Source organism: Sphaerisporangium aureirubrum (genome assembly GCF_042658925.1).
GTDB classification, from domain to species: Bacteria; Actinomycetota; Actinomycetes; order Streptosporangiales; family Streptosporangiaceae; genus Sphaerisporangium; species Sphaerisporangium aureirubrum.
Map to the genome: position 1 here is coordinate 55,293 of NZ_JBHSRF010000015.1, position 13,523 is coordinate 68,815.

15 protein-coding genes are annotated in these 13,523 nt (G+C 69.6%); all 15 read left to right on the forward strand.

What is annotated here, in order from left to right; all coding sequences use genetic code 11:
- The first annotated feature begins 147 nt into the window (after window positions 1–147).
- The gene (locus ACFP1K_RS13675; protein ID WP_380751737.1) at window positions 148–2,124 is read left to right on the forward strand and encodes a hypothetical protein; all 1,977 of its coding nucleotides are present in this window, start codon (window positions 148–150) and stop codon (window positions 2,122–2,124) included.
- Window positions 2,125–2,135: 11 nt separating this feature from the next.
- Window positions 2,136–2,516 (forward strand): hypothetical protein, encoded by a 381-nt coding sequence (locus tag ACFP1K_RS13680; RefSeq protein WP_380751740.1) that lies wholly within the window; start codon window positions 2,136–2,138, stop codon window positions 2,514–2,516.
- Window positions 2,517–2,601: 85 nt separating this feature from the next.
- Window positions 2,602–3,852, forward strand: coding sequence for a serine hydroxymethyltransferase (locus ACFP1K_RS13685; RefSeq protein WP_449329151.1), 1,251 nt, complete (start codon window positions 2,602–2,604; stop codon window positions 3,850–3,852).
- Window positions 3,853–3,912: 60 nt separating this feature from the next.
- Window positions 3,913–5,184, forward strand: coding sequence for a glycosyltransferase family 4 protein (locus ACFP1K_RS13690; protein ID WP_380751745.1), 1,272 nt, complete (start codon window positions 3,913–3,915; stop codon window positions 5,182–5,184).
- A gap of 163 nt (window positions 5,185–5,347) precedes the next feature.
- Window positions 5,348–5,773 carry a hypothetical protein gene (locus ACFP1K_RS13695; RefSeq protein WP_380751748.1) on the forward strand — a complete coding sequence of 142 codons (426 nt, stop codon included), beginning with the start codon at window positions 5,348–5,350 and terminating at the stop codon, window positions 5,771–5,773.
- Between the two features lie 75 nt (window positions 5,774–5,848).
- Window positions 5,849–6,061, forward strand: coding sequence for an AtpZ/AtpI family protein (locus tag ACFP1K_RS13700; RefSeq protein ID WP_380751751.1), 213 nt, complete (start codon window positions 5,849–5,851; stop codon window positions 6,059–6,061).
- Between the two features lie 58 nt (window positions 6,062–6,119).
- Window positions 6,120–6,911, forward strand: a complete 792-nt coding sequence (gene atpB / locus ACFP1K_RS13705; protein ID WP_380751754.1) for a F0F1 ATP synthase subunit A — start codon at window positions 6,120–6,122, stop codon at window positions 6,909–6,911.
- A gap of 67 nt (window positions 6,912–6,978) precedes the next feature.
- On the forward strand, window positions 6,979–7,209 hold the full coding sequence (gene atpE / locus ACFP1K_RS13710; RefSeq protein ID WP_380751757.1) for an ATP synthase F0 subunit C: 231 nt from the start codon (window positions 6,979–6,981) through the stop codon (window positions 7,207–7,209).
- A 44-nt stretch (window positions 7,210–7,253) separates the two neighbouring features.
- Window positions 7,254–7,802 (forward strand): F0F1 ATP synthase subunit B, encoded by a 549-nt coding sequence (locus ACFP1K_RS13715; RefSeq protein ID WP_380751760.1) that lies wholly within the window; start codon window positions 7,254–7,256, stop codon window positions 7,800–7,802.
- On the forward strand, window positions 7,802–8,611 hold the full coding sequence (locus ACFP1K_RS13720; RefSeq protein WP_380751765.1) for a F0F1 ATP synthase subunit delta: 810 nt from the start codon (window positions 7,802–7,804) through the stop codon (window positions 8,609–8,611). The genes ACFP1K_RS13715 and ACFP1K_RS13720 overlap by 1 nt, the downstream gene beginning before the upstream one ends.
- A 40-nt stretch (window positions 8,612–8,651) precedes the next feature.
- Window positions 8,652–10,304 carry a F0F1 ATP synthase subunit alpha gene (gene atpA, locus ACFP1K_RS13725; protein WP_380751769.1) on the forward strand — a complete coding sequence of 551 codons (1,653 nt, stop codon included), beginning with the start codon at window positions 8,652–8,654 and terminating at the stop codon, window positions 10,302–10,304.
- Between the two features lie 3 nt (window positions 10,305–10,307).
- Window positions 10,308–11,210, forward strand: a complete 903-nt coding sequence (locus ACFP1K_RS13730) for a F0F1 ATP synthase subunit gamma (RefSeq protein ID WP_380751773.1) — start codon at window positions 10,308–10,310, stop codon at window positions 11,208–11,210.
- Window positions 11,211–11,219: 9 nt separating this feature from the next.
- A complete protein-coding gene (gene atpD / locus ACFP1K_RS13735; protein ID WP_380751779.1) occupies window positions 11,220–12,647 on the forward strand; it encodes a F0F1 ATP synthase subunit beta in 1,428 nt (475 codons plus the stop codon).
- A 52-nt stretch (window positions 12,648–12,699) separates the two neighbouring features.
- Window positions 12,700–13,101 (forward strand): F0F1 ATP synthase subunit epsilon, encoded by a 402-nt coding sequence (locus ACFP1K_RS13740; RefSeq protein ID WP_380751782.1) that lies wholly within the window; start codon window positions 12,700–12,702, stop codon window positions 13,099–13,101.
- Between the two features lie 30 nt (window positions 13,102–13,131).
- A complete protein-coding gene (locus ACFP1K_RS13745) occupies window positions 13,132–13,518 on the forward strand; it encodes a DUF2550 family protein (RefSeq protein ID WP_380751785.1) in 387 nt (128 codons plus the stop codon).
- Window positions 13,519–13,523 lie beyond the last annotated feature (5 nt).

The window sequence follows — 13,523 nt, forward strand, 5'->3', positions numbered from 1 at the left end:
CACCGTGCGGCGGGTGATCTCAGTACCGTGATGTGCGGCTGTGCTCTTGAGCGCCGGGCCGGGGCGAGGGAGCATGGGCGCGGGCGGGCGCGAGCCCGTCTCGGGGGAGGCGGACCACGAGCGCGACCACGAGCACGGGAGACGCCCATGGGCAAGCTGGACGGAATGGACCCCAAGCTGGTCCGTGAGCTGTTGGCCGAGGTGCGGACCGCCGGGACGCGGATGCGCGGCGTCGAGTCCCGCATCACCCAGCTCACCGGCGCCGCCGGTCTCGCCGTACCCGTCACCCACCGCCCCGCCCAGGTGGCGGACGCCGGCGACACGCTGATCCGCGACGTCAGCGCGCGGCTCGTCCTGCTGGAGAAGCAGGAGAAGCAGAAGGACCCGTCCACCGGCCCCACCGGCATGAAGCTCCCCGCCGGCAAGGACGGCGCCAAGCCGGACGACAAGCCCGACAAGTCCGAAAAGGACGACAAGTCAGGCGACAAGCCCGAGGCCAAGGACAAGACCCCCGACCCCACCCCGCCCGCCGACAAGCCCGACAAGGACGCCCCCAAGTCGGACAAGGACGACGGCCCCAAGGGCGACAAGAACGACAAGCCCGAAAAAGACCCTCCCAAGTCGGACAAGAACGACGAGCCCAAGGGCGAGAAGCCGGACAAGAACGACAAGAACGACGGCCCGAAGGCCGACAAGAACGACGAGCCCAAGGGCGAGAAGCCCGACAAGGACGCGCCCAAGGGCGACAAGAACGACGGCCCGAAGAACGACGCGCCCAAGACGGAGCCGGAGCGCAAGGACCACAAGGTCGAGCCGCCCCCCGCCGACAAGCCGGACAAGCCGGACAAGCCGGACAAGCCGGAAGCGCCGCCGAAGGACCAGAACGACCAGCCCAAGAACGACCAGCCCAAGAACGACGAGCCCAAGAACGACCAGCCCAAGGCGGACAAGCCCGACCCCACCCCGAAGGCCGACAAGCCCGACCCGTCCCCGAACGGCAAGCCGGACGCGCCCCCGGCCGACAAGACGGACACCCCCAAGGGGGACAAGCCCGGCTACATCGAGCCGATGGGCCCCAAGTCCGCCGACGCCGCCCCGGGCCCCTGGTCGGAGTCCTCTCCCGCCCCGGAGCCCTCTCCCGGCCCCGAGTCCATCGCGCCCCCTGCCACCCCGGACGACGCGCAGCCCACGGGCGCCCCGTCCGGCACCACCCCGCAGTCCGAGATGCTGCTCCCCGTCTACCCCGGCGACGCCCCCGACCCGGCACCACAGGCCAACGGCGCGGCCCCGGGCGACCCCGGCGGCACGACCCCCCAGGCGGACGGCTCCGTCCTCGCCCCCACCCCGGAGTCCGGCGGAACGCCACCGCAGGCGGACGGCGCAGCGGCTCCCACCGGAGAGTCCGGCGGCGCGGCTCCGCAGGGTGACGGCTACTACGCGGCTCCCACGGGAGAGTCCGGTGGGGCGGTTCCGCAGGGCGACGGCTCCTCCCTGGTTCCCACGGGGGAAACCGGTGGGGCGGTTCCGCAGGGTGACGGCTACTACGCCACTCCCACCGGAGAGGCCGGTGGGGCGGTTCCGCAGGGGGACGGATCATCGCCGGCTCCCGCCGGTGGGGCGGTGCCGCAGGCGGATGGTGTGGTGGGGGCCGCGGTCGCGGAAGGTGCGGGTGGGGATCAACTGGATACGCCGCAGAAGGACAATCCCAACGACATCGACACCAGTGAGGAGCGGACCCGGGTGATCGAGGTGGACGGGGTGCGGGTGGTCGAGGTCACGATGAAGCCGCCGAGTCCCGAGCATCTGCGGTGGCTGATGCAGAACATGGACAAGATCCCGCCGCTGGAGACGCCGGTGATCGTGCCGCCGGAGGGGGCCGACCCGGGGCATCCGAAGGCGGACGGGCCGGTGGGGCAGGTCGGGCCGGGTGATCCGTCGGGACAGGGGAAGCCGTCCGCGCCGCTGCCGCCCGATCCGGGGGAACCCGCCGCCGCACACGGTCTGGCGGGCCCTGTGAGCGAGGCACGCGGCGCCGGACACGTACAGTCAGGGATTTACTCCCCTCACGAAGACGAGCCCCGGAACGGCCGTTACAGCGACGACGACGCGACATCCGGTTCGTGAAGGAGGGCTAGATGAACGTCGACCCCCCGGCCCCGCAGCCTCTGCAGCCCGGCGAGATGCCGCCCTCGTCCTCGTCCGACCCTTTCAGCCCGGACGGCCAGGCCACCAACTGGCGCTTCAACCCGGAGTACCAGAAGCTCGTCGACCTGTGGCAGCAGGCCCAGCCGCTGCTGGAGGGCCTCACGGGATCCCTGGACCGCGCCTACCAGATGGCCCGCAGCCGCGACGTCTGGGACGCGCCGGTCGGTGAGCGTTACGTCCAGGACATGACCGAGTGGAAGAACCGCCTCGACATGTACCGCCAGGCCGTCCTGACCGCCATCAGCGACCAGGCCGCCGACACCCCGAGGTGGATCCCCGCCGCCTCGACGGCCCCCCACGCCTACAACTGACCGTCATCCTCCGGGCGTACTGTGGACAGCGGTGTCTCACGCGTGCGCGAGAGGGGGAGTGGTGGCTTTCCGTGACGGGGAGCAGGTGTTCTACGGTGCCGATCCCGCCGAGCTGGCCAGGGGCGACCCGGAGGTGGCCGGGGCGCTCGGGGACGAGCTGGACAGGGTCCGGGGACGGCTGCAGCTGATCGCCAGCGAGAATCTCGCCTCGCCGGCGGTGCTGGCGGCGCTGGGGTCGGTGCTGAGCAACAAGTACGCGGAGGGGTATCCAGGGGGGCGGTACCACGGGGGGTGCGAGGTCGCCGACCGCGTGGAGCGGCTGGCGGTGCGGCGGGCGCTGGAGCTGTTCGGGGCGGATCACGCGAACGTGCAGCCCTATTCGGGGGCGGCGGCCAACATGGCGGCGTACGTCGCGCTGCTCCGGCCGGGGGACACGGTGCTGGCGATGGAGCTGTCGCACGGCGGGCATCTGACGCACGGGTCGAAGGGGAACTTCTCGGGCCGGTGGTTCGACGTCGTGTCGTACGGCGTGCGCAGGGACACCGAGACCATCGACTACGACGAGGTGCGCGAACTGGCGCTGCGGCACCGCCCCGACATGATCATCTGCGGGGCGGCGGCGTACCCCAGGCTGATCGACTTCGAGGTGTTCCGCGGCATCGCCGACGAGGTGGGGGCATGGCTGCTCGCCGACGTGGCCCACGAGATCGGCCTGATGGCGGGGGGCGCGGTGCCGTCGCCGGTGCCGCACGCGGACGTGGTGACGTTCACCACGCACAAGTCGCTGCGCGGCCCGAGGGGCGGCGGCATCCTCTGCACGCGGGAGGTGGCGGCCCGGGTGGACCGCGCGGTGTTCCCGTTCGTGCAGGGCGGCCCGCTGATGAACGTCATAGCGGCCAAGGCGGTCGCGTTCGGCGAGGCGCTTCGCCCGGAGTTCCGCACGTACGCCGCCCAGGTGGTCGCCAACGCCAAGGCGCTGACCGAGGCCCTGGCGGAGGAGGAACTGCGCCCGGTGACCGGTGGCACCGACACCCACATGGCGCTGGTCGACGTCCGCGACCTCGGCGCGACCGGGGTGAGCGCCGAGACGGCGTGCGCCCAGGCGGGCATCGTCCTCAACCGCAACGCCATCCCCTACGATCCCGAGCCGCCGCGGGTGAACTCCGGCGTGCGCCTCGGCACGTCGTGCGTGACCACGCAGGGCATGGGCGTGCCCGAGATGAAGGAGATCGCTTCCTTGGTGGCGCAGGCGGTGCGGGAGCCGGGTGCGATAACGTCGGTGGCCGAACGGGTCACCAGATTGACCGCCGGTCATCCGGCGTATCCACGGGGTTAATGTGTCGTTCTATGTACTTTTCCGGTCACAAGTGACCGGGGGATACGGGAAACTGGGTCCGTGCGCGAATACCTCCTGATAGCGCTGGTGGCGGCGGCGGTCACCTACCTCCTGGTCCCGCTGGTCAGGGTCTTCGCCCTGCGCATCGGCGCCGCGCCGGAGATCCGCGAGAGGGACGTGCACACCGTCCGCACCCCGCGCCTCGGCGGCCTCGCCATGTACGCCGGCATGCTGGCCGGCCTTTTCGTCGCCACCAGGCTGCCGCACCTCGGCGAGACCCTGGCGGCCCCCGAGATCGGCGACGGCCGTACCGCCCTCGCGCTCGCGCTGGCCGGCGGCATCATCGTGCTGACCGGTTTCTTCGACGACTGGTGGGGCCTGGACGCCTTCGTGAAGCTGGTCGGCCAGATCGCCGCCGCGGGCGTGCTGGTGGCGTTCAAGCTGACCATCCTGTGGATCCCGCAGCCCAACGGCGGCACCATCAGCCTGGACGAGACGCTGCGCACCATCATCACGATCCTGGTCGTCGTGGTGGCCATCAACGCGGTCAACTTCGTGGACGGCCTGGACGGCCTGGCCGCGGGCATCGTCTGCATCGCCGCGATGGCGACCTTCGTGTACTCGCTGGCCCTCTCGCAGAACTCCTTCGTCACCGCCGACCACGAGCCGACCCGCCTGAACGTCCCGGCGATCATCGCGGCGATCCTCATCGGCATGTGCCTGGGCTTCCTGCCGCACAACTTCAACCCCGCCAAGATCTTCATGGGCGACACCGGCGCGATGCTCATCGGCCTGGTGCTGGCGTCGTCGGTGGTCACGGTGACCGGCCGGGTCGACTACTCGGGCATCCCCGAGATCAACCGCTTCCCCGTCGTGCTGCCGGTGCTGCTGCCGGTGGCGGTGATGGTGCTCCCGCTGATGGACCTCCTGATGGCCGTGGTGCGCCGCACCTCGCAGGGCCTGTCGCCGTTCGCGCCCGACCGGGGCCACCTGCACCACCGCCTGCTCCAGATCGGCCACTCCCACCGCCGCACGGTCCTGATCATGTACGCGTGGACCTTCCTGTTCGCCGCGAGCGTGGTCGGCATGTCGGTCGGCGGCGTGCCGCTGATCCTGTTCCCGCTCACCGTGCTGCTGGCGCTGGTCGTGCTGGTGATGATGGCGCTGCCGCTGTGGCGCTCCGGACGCGGCGGCGCCCACGCGGCGCGCCCGGGTCCCGGCGGAACGGGCGGGCCCGGCGGGACGGCCGCCCCGGGTGCCCCCGGCGCGCCGGCGCACGGCGTGCCCGCGCAGGGCCCGGCTCCGGACACCCGGGCGGCGACCACCCGTTGACCTGCTGTTCACCTGCGGGTGCGCTCTTCTGTTACCTCGGCGAAAGCCCTGGTAAAGGAGCCTAGCCCGAGCTTGTGATATCTTTCACTAGCAAGGGCGGCGAGACGGTCGCTCAGTAAGGTAGCAAACGCTCGCTTGACAACCTGTTCTCCTTGGAGCGCCGATGCAGGCTAACGACGTGCGCGCACTCAAAAGCGCGGCAATACCAACCATCGTGGTCGGGCTGGTCGTGGTCGTCGCGGCGGCGCTGCTAGCAGGGGGTGCGGGTGCGCTCGGCGCCGCGATCGGCGTGGCGCTGGTAGCGGTCTTCTTCACGATCGGCCTCGCGGCCGTCACCTGGGCGGGCCGCGTGTCGCCCCAGATGATGATGCTCGCCGCCGTGCTGGGATACCTCGTCAAGGTGATCCTGCTCATGGTGCTGCTGAGCGCCTTCCGTGAAGCCACCGCGTTCTCCCCGCGCGCCCTCGGCTGGAGCGTCGTGTTGTGCACCATCACCTGGACGATCGGTGAGGTCCGCGCGTTCCTGAAACTCAAAATGCTGTACGTCGACCCGAGCGCCGAGGTTCCCGGTCAGGGCCGTCGGACATGAGCGTAGGATTCATCCGAGGTCGGGTGGGGTCCGATATGACTAGTCCCCTGCCCGCCTGCTATCGTCGTGCCCGCGATGAGCGAGCAGCGCAAGCCCGAGGAAGACGGCCGCGACTTCGCCAATGCCGCCTGGTCCATCCCGAGCTATCTGGTCGCCGGGATGCTGGCCTGGGGCGGCGTCGGCTGGTTGCTGGGCCGTTGGCTCGACGTGGCCGCGCTCTTCCCGATAGGCATCGTCCTTGGGACCGTGCTCGCGGTGTACCTGGTGTATGTGAGGTACGGGCGCTGAGCGCCCCGTCCACTTCTCGCAGTCTTCTGTTGATCCACCACCTTGGAGGGAACGCCGCGTGAGCGCGCTGACGGTCCTCGCCGCCGACGGAGAGTTCGAGGCCCCAGGGCCTTCGATCTTCAATTTCCCCCCGCTCTGGCCAGGTGCCCCGGAGTGGGCGTCAAAGCCCGCGCTGTTCGCTCTCCTCGGTGCGCTGCTGGTCTGCGTGCTGGCCTGGAGCGCGTTCGCCAGCCCGAAACTCGTGCCCCGCGGCATGCAGAACCTCGGTGAGATCGGTTACCTGTTCGTGAGGGACGAGATCGCCCGGCCGTTCCTCGGCAAGGACGCCGAGAAGTGGATGCCGCTGCTCGTCCCGCTCTTCTTCCTGGTCTTCTGCTGGAACCTCATGGGCGTCGTCCCGGGGATCCAGCTCCCCATCGCCTCGCACATCGCGTTCCCCGCGGTGCTGGCCCTCGTGATCTACGTCATCAAGCTGTACCTCGGTATCAAGGTGCAAGGGCTCATCGGGTACTTCAAGAACCTCGTGCCCCCCGGCCTGCCCAAGCCGGCGTACGCCATGCTCATCCCGATCGAGCTTCTGCAGAACTTCGTGACCGCGCCGTTCACCCACGCGGTCCGACTGTTCGCGAACATGTTCGCCGGCCACATGATCCTCGCGTTCTTCAGCGCGGTGGGCTTCTGGTTCCTGTTCGAGGCCCTCACGCCGTTCGGCGCGCCGGTCGGCATCCTCGGTGTGATCATGGCGACGCTGATGACCGGCTTCGAGATGTTCATCCAGTACCTGCAGGCGTTCCTGTTCACGCTGCTGGCCGCCATGTACATCGGCGCGTCGCTGCACCCCGATCACTGAGTCCCGCGAACCCCGAATAGCCAAGACCGGTGCACCGGCACCGGCCAAAAGTAAAGGAATCACAGCAATGAGCATTCTCGCTGAGGTCTCCGGCAACGTCACCGCCATCGGTTACGGCCTTGCCGCCATCGGCCCCGGCATCGGCGTGGGCATCATCTTCGGCCAGGGTGTGCAGGCCATCGCGCGCCAGCCCGAAGCGTACGGCCTGATCCGCCAGAACATGCTCCTCGGCTTCGTCCTCACCGAGGCGCTGGCCCTGATCGGTCTGGTCGCGCCCTTCATCTTCCAGACCATCTGAGTGGCGCGACCATCCTCTGACGGAAGGCTGCATCCATGACATCAATGACGCTGGCAACCGGAATCCTGGCGGCCGAGGAGAACAACCCCCTCGTCCCGCACGCCTACGAATTGGTCGTCGGCAGCTTCGCGTTCCTCCTGGTGCTGGTGGTCGTCGGCAGAATCCTCGTCCCCCGCATCCAGAAAACGCTCACGGAGCGGACCGAGGCCATCGAAGGCGGCATCAAGAAGGCCGAGGACGCCCAGGCCGAGGCCCGCGCCACGCTGGAGGAGTACCGCGCCAAGCTGGCCGAGGCCCGGCACGAGGCCGCTCGCATGCGCGAGGAGGCCCGTGAGCAGGCCGCGCAGATCAAGGCCGAGCTGCGGGAGGAGGCCCAGAGCGAGGCTCGCCGTCTGATCGAGGCGGCGCACGCGCAGATCGAGGCCGACCGCCTGCAGGCGTTCACCCAGCTGCGCACCGAGCTCGGCCGCCTGTCGACCGAGCTGGCCGCGCGCATCGTGGGCGAGTCCCTCGAGGACGAGACCCGCCAGTCGCGCGTGGTGGACCGCTTCCTTGAGGAGCTGGAGACCACGGGCCAGGCGGCGGTGCGCTGATGAGAGGTCTGAGCCGTAGTTCGTTCGCCACCGTGGAGGAGCGCTTCAACGCGGTGGCGGCGACGGCCGATCTCGGCCGGCTGGCCGCGGACCTGCACGGGGTCGCGGTCCTGCTGGACCGCGAGCACGCGCTGCGCCGCAACCTCTCCGACCCGGCGCGTCACGCGGAGCAGAAGGCCGAGGTCGCGCGCATGCTCCTCGGCGCCAAGGTGTCCGAGGCCGCCATGGAGACCGTGGTGGCGGCGGTGTCGGCGCGCTGGTCCCGCTCGGCGGACCTCGCCGACGCGCTGGAGCGGCTGAGCGTGATCGCGTCGGCCGCCGAAGGCGAGTCGCACGGCATGCTCGACGACGTCGAGGACGAGCTGTTCAGGTTCGGCCGCATCGTCGAGGCCAACCCCCGGCTGCGCATGGTGCTCGCCGACATCTCGGTGCCCGCCGAGGCGAAGGGCCGGCTGGTCGCCGAGCTGCTGGAGGGCAAGGTCACCCCCGTCACGCTGGGCCTGGTGACCCGGCTCGTGGGGTACCCGCGTGGTCGTAGCTTGGAAACCGGGCTGAACGAATACATCTGGCTCGTGGCGGAGCAGCGGCAGCAACTCGTCGCCGTGGTGCGCAGCGCCGTTCCGCTGACCGACGCCCAGAAGCGGCGTCTGGCCGACTGGCTGCGCACCACCTACGGGCGCGACGTCCACCTGAACACAGAGGTGGACTCCCGGGTGATCGGTGGATTCTCGGTCCGTCTGGGAGACGAGATGATCGACACCACGATCGCAGGACGTATCGAAGAAGTCCGCCGCCGATTGGCCGGCTAGTGGAGTCGTGGCGGCCGATGATAAGGGAGACTGAAGAGAGATGGCGGAGCTGACGATCCGCCCGGACGAGATCCGGGAAGCCCTTGAGCGCTTCGTTCAGGCGTACGAGCCGGAAGGCGCGGCGCGCGAGGAGATCGGGACCGTCGTCGACGCCGGTGACGGGATCGCCCACATCTCCGGCCTGCCTTCGGCGATGGCGAACGAACTGCTCGAATTCGAGGACGGCACGCGCGGTCTGGCGCTGAACCTCGACGTACGCGACATCGGTGTCGTGGTCCTCGGCGACTTCAGCGGCATCGAAGAGGGCCAGGCGGTCCGCCGGACGGGCGAGGTCCTGTCCGCGCCGATCGGCGACGCCTTCCTCGGCCGCGTGGTCGACCCCCTGGGGAACCCCATCGACGGCAAGGGGGCGATCGAGGCCGAGGGACGCCGTCCCCTGGAGGTGCAGGCCCCCTCGGTCGTCCAGCGGCAGCCGGTGAAGGAGCCGCTGCAGACCGGCCTCAAGGCGATCGACGCCATGACGCCGATCGGCCGCGGCCAGCGCCAGCTGATCATCGGCGACCGCGGCACCGGCAAGACCGCGATCGCGGTGGACACGATCCTCAACCAGCGTGAGAACTGGGAGAGCGGCGACCCCGCCAAGCAGGTGCGCTGCGTCTACGTCGCCGTCGGCCAGAAGGGCTCGACGATCGCGCAGGTGCGGGCCCGCCTGGAGGAGGCGGGCGCGATGGAGTACACCACCATCGTCGCCGCCCCGGCCTCCGACCCCGCCGGTTACAAGTACATCGCCCCCTACACCGGTTCCGCCATCGGGCAGCACTGGATGTACCAGGGCAAGCACGTCCTGATCGTCTTCGACGACCTGACCAAGCAGGCCGACGCCTACCGCGCCGTGTCCCTGCTGCTGCGCCGCCCGCCGGGCCGCGAGGCGTTCCCCGGCGACGTCTTCTACTTGCACTCGCGTCTGCTGGAGCGCTGCGCGAAGCTGTCGGACGACATGGGCGCGGGCTCGATGACCGGCCTGCCGATCATCGAGACCAAGGGCAACGACGTCTCGGCGTTCATCCCGACCAACGTCATCTCCATCACCGACGGCCAGTGCTTCCTGGAGACCGACCTGTTCAACGCGGGCGTCCGTCCCGCGATCAACGTCGGTATCTCGGTGTCGCGAGTCGGCGGCTCCGCGCAGATCAAGGCGATGAAGACCGTCGCCGGCACGCTGCGCCTGGCGCTCTCGCAGTACCGCGACCTGGAGGCGTTCGCCGCCTTCGCCTCCGACCTGGACGCGGCCTCCCGTGCCCAGCTGGAGCGCGGCGCCCGCCTGGTGGAGCTGCTCAAGCAGCCGCAGTACACCCCCTTCCCGGTGGAGAAGGAGGTCGTCTCGGTCTGGAGCGGCACCAGCGGCGAGCTGGACGACGTGCCGCTGGAGGACATCGGCCGCTTCGAGGCGGAGTTCCTGGAGCACCTCTCCAGCCGCCACAAGGGCATCCTCGACGGCATCCGGGAGTCCCGTGTCATGAACGACGACACGGTCACCGCGCTGAAGGAGGCCATCACGGAGTTCAAGCAGACCTTCCAGACCTCCGCCGGTGAGCTCCTGGTCCAGGACGAGCCCGTCGAGGCGCTGGAGGCCGACGAGGTCGGCCAGGAGAAGATCGTGAAGCACGTCCGCCCGTCGAGCGAGAAGAAGTAACGCATGGGTGCCCAGCTAAGGGTGCTGCGGCGGCGTATCCGAGGGGTCAAGTCCACGGCGAAGATCACCCGGGCGCAGGAGCTCATCGCGTCGTCGCGCATCATCAAGGCGCAGCAGCGCATGGAGGCGGCCGTGCCGTACGAGCGCGAGATCACTCGCGCGGTGTCGGCCGTCCTCAGCAACACGTCCGACGTGGACCACCCGCTGACCGTCGCCAAGGAGCGCCCGGCCACCGCCGGCGTGCTGATCGTGACGAGCGACCGCGGTTTCGCGGGCGGCTTCAACGCCAACATCCTGCGCGAGGCCGAGGCCCTGGCGGGTCACCTGCGCGGGCGCGGCCTGGAGATCAAGCCGTACGTCGTGGGCCGCAAGGGCATCACCTGGCACCGGTTCCGCAGCCGGGAGATGAGCGGGGAGTGGTCGGGGTTCTCCGACAACCCCCTGTACCAGCACGCCAAAGAGATCGGCGAGGCCCTGGTGAACTCGTTCTCCGACGAGAACGGGATCGACGAGATCCACGTCGTGCACACCGAGTTCGTCTCGATGCTGACGCAGCAGGTGCAGGTCAAGCGCATCCTGCCCCTGGAGGTCGAAGAGACCACCGAGCAGCCGGCGGAGGGCCCGCTCCCGTACTACGAGTTCGAGCCGACGGCGGGTGAGGTGCTGAACCAGCTCCTGCCCCGCTACATCGAGTCGCGCATCTTCAACGCGCTGCTCCAGTCGGCCGCCTCCGAGCACGCCTCCCGGCGCCGCGCGATGAAGTCGGCGACCGACAACGCCAACGAGCTCATCCGCACGTTCACCCAGCAGATGAACCAGGCTCGCCAGGCCGAGATCACCCAGGAAATCAGCGAGATCGTCGGTGGTGCCAACGCGCTCGCCGACGCCGCCGCGGGGAAAGAGTGAGAAACCACAATGACAGCTGAGACCGTCGCGACCGGTGTTGGTCGCGTGGCCCGTGTCACGGGGCCCGTCGTCGACGTGGAGTTCCCCGTCGAGGCGATGCCGGACATCTACAACGCGCTCACCGTCGAGGTCACCCTCGGCGACGAGACCAAACTGCTCACCATGGAGGTCGCCCAGCACCTGGGTGACAACCTGGTGCGCGCCATCTCCATGCAGCCCACCGACGGCCTGGTCCGCGGGGTGGCGGTCGCCGACACCGGCAACCCCATCTCGGTCCCGGTCGGCGACGTCGTCAAGGGCCACGTGTGGAACACGCTGGGCGAGGCGCTGGACGTCGAGACCGCCTCGCTGCAGATCAGCGAGCGGTGGGGCATCCACCGGCCGTCCCCGCCGTTCGACCAGCTCGAGTCGCGCACCGAGATGCTGCCCACCGGCATCAAGGTCATCGACCTGCTCACCCCGTACGTCAAGGGCGGCAAGATCGGCCTGTTCGGCGGCGCAGGCGTGGGCAAGACCGTCCTGATCCAGGAGATGATCCGCCGGGTCGCGCTGAAGTTCTCCGGCACGTCGGTGTTCGCCGGCGTCGGCGAGCGCACCCGTGAGGGCAACGACCTCTGGCTGGAGATGGAGGAGGCGGACGTCCTCAAGGACACCGCCCTGGTGTTCGGCCAGATGGACGAGCCCCCGGGCACCCGTCTGCGCGTCGCGCTGTCCGCGCTGACCATGGCGGAGTACTTCCGCGACGTGCAGAAGCAGGACGTGCTGCTGTTCATCGACAACATCTTCCGGTTCACCCAGGCGGGTTCGGAGGTGTCCACCCTGCTCGGCCGCATGCCGTCCGCGGTGGGTTACCAGCCGACCCTGGCGGACGAGATGGGCGTGCTGCAGGAGCGCATCACCTCGACCCGCGGTCACTCGATCACCTCGATGCAGGCGATCTACGTGCCCGCGGACGACATCACCGACCCGGCCCCGCACAACGCGTTCGCGCACCTCGACGCGCAGACCGTTCTGTCCCGGCCGATCTCGGAGAAGGGCATCTACCCGGCGGTGGACCCGCTGGACTCCACCTCCCGCATCCTCGACCCCACCATCGTGGGCGAGGAGCACTACCGGGTGGCCCAGGAGACCAAGCGGATCCTCCAGAAGTACCGGGAACTCCAGGACATCATCGCCATCCTCGGCATCGACGAACTGTCGGAAGAGGACAAGGTGGTCGTCCAGCGTGCCCGCCGGATCGAGCGCTTCCTGTCCCACCCGATGTACGCCGCCGAGGCGTTCACCGGCCAGCCGGGCGAGTTCGTGCCGGTCGACGAGACCATCCACTCCTTCAAGGGGCTGTGCGAGGGCGAGTACGACCACCTGCCCGAGCAGGCGTTCTTCATGGTCGGCGGCATCGACCAGGCCATCGCCCGGGCGAAGGAACTGGCCCGCTGACGACGGGACGCCGGTACGGCCCCGCCGTACCGGCGTCCGAGGAAGGTATGTGATGGCAAAGCTCCGCATCGGCGTCGTCTCGCCGGAACGTGAGATCTGGTCCGGCGAGGCCGACATGGTGATTGCCAAGACCGTGGACGGAGAGATCGGTATTATGCCGAATCACGCTCCTGTTCTCGGCGTCCTCGTGGAAGGCGGCGTGCTGCGCGTCAAGCGCGGCGACGCGGGCGACATCGTCGCGGCGGTCCACGGCGGGTTCATCTCGGTGGCCAACAACGACGTGTCGGTGCTGGCGGAGACGGCCGAGCTCGGCAGCGAGGTCGACGTCGCCGCGGCGAGGGACGCCCTGCAGAGGGCGCTCGCCTCGGTCGAGGCGGACGGCGAGGACACCGAGGCCCAGGTCGAGGCCAAGCGTGCGAGGGCCCGGCTGCGCGCGGCCGGCGAAGAGGTCTGACGAAACACCCGATGTGAAGTGGGGGCGGCGATGGCGGCGCTGGACATCCTCGTGAGCGTTGCGGCGATCGCCGTCCTGCTCGTGCTACGGGGCGTGTTGCTGGCCCGCTCCCGGGGCACCATCGTATGCAGCCTCCGGATAGGCGAGAGGGCCTGGAGGAGCGGGGTGGCCCGCTACGCCGGAGGAGAGCTTCACTGGATCCCGTTCCTGGGACTACGACTGAGGCCGCGTCACGCGATCGCGAGGCGCGGCCTCACCGTTTCCACCCGGCGCCCGCTCAGCGCCAAGGAGGGCCCGGTCGGCTACTGGACGGTCGACTGCGCCGGGGTGTCGCTGGCCATGAGCGAGGACGCCCTGACCGGTTTCCTGGCCTGGGTCGAGTCCGCGCCGCCGAGCGCCTACCTGGACGCCGCCTGACGTCC

Bases quoted from the DNA above. Each gene is read 5' to 3' on its own strand.
- ACFP1K_RS13675 (WP_380751737.1), top strand. From the start codon at position 148: ATGGGCAAGCTGGACGGAATGGACCCCAAGCTGGTCCGTGAGCTGTTG.
- ACFP1K_RS13680 (WP_380751740.1), top strand. From the start codon at position 2,136: ATGAACGTCGACCCCCCGGCCCCGCAGCCTCTGCAGCCCGGCGAGATG.
- ACFP1K_RS13695 (WP_380751748.1), top strand. From the start codon at position 5,348: ATGCAGGCTAACGACGTGCGCGCACTCAAAAGCGCGGCAATACCAACC.
- ACFP1K_RS13700 (WP_380751751.1), top strand. From the start codon at position 5,849: ATGAGCGAGCAGCGCAAGCCCGAGGAAGACGGCCGCGACTTCGCCAAT.
- atpE (WP_380751757.1), top strand. From the start codon at position 6,979: ATGAGCATTCTCGCTGAGGTCTCCGGCAACGTCACCGCCATCGGTTAC.
- ACFP1K_RS13715 (WP_380751760.1), top strand. From the start codon at position 7,254: ATGACGCTGGCAACCGGAATCCTGGCGGCCGAGGAGAACAACCCCCTC.
- ACFP1K_RS13720 (WP_380751765.1), top strand. From the start codon at position 7,802: ATGAGAGGTCTGAGCCGTAGTTCGTTCGCCACCGTGGAGGAGCGCTTC.
- atpA (WP_380751769.1), top strand. From the start codon at position 8,652: ATGGCGGAGCTGACGATCCGCCCGGACGAGATCCGGGAAGCCCTTGAG.
- ACFP1K_RS13730 (WP_380751773.1), top strand. From the start codon at position 10,308: ATGGGTGCCCAGCTAAGGGTGCTGCGGCGGCGTATCCGAGGGGTCAAG.
- atpD (WP_380751779.1), top strand. From the start codon at position 11,220: ATGACAGCTGAGACCGTCGCGACCGGTGTTGGTCGCGTGGCCCGTGTC.
- ACFP1K_RS13740 (WP_380751782.1), top strand. From the start codon at position 12,700: ATGGCAAAGCTCCGCATCGGCGTCGTCTCGCCGGAACGTGAGATCTGG.
- ACFP1K_RS13745 (WP_380751785.1), top strand. From the start codon at position 13,132: ATGGCGGCGCTGGACATCCTCGTGAGCGTTGCGGCGATCGCCGTCCTG.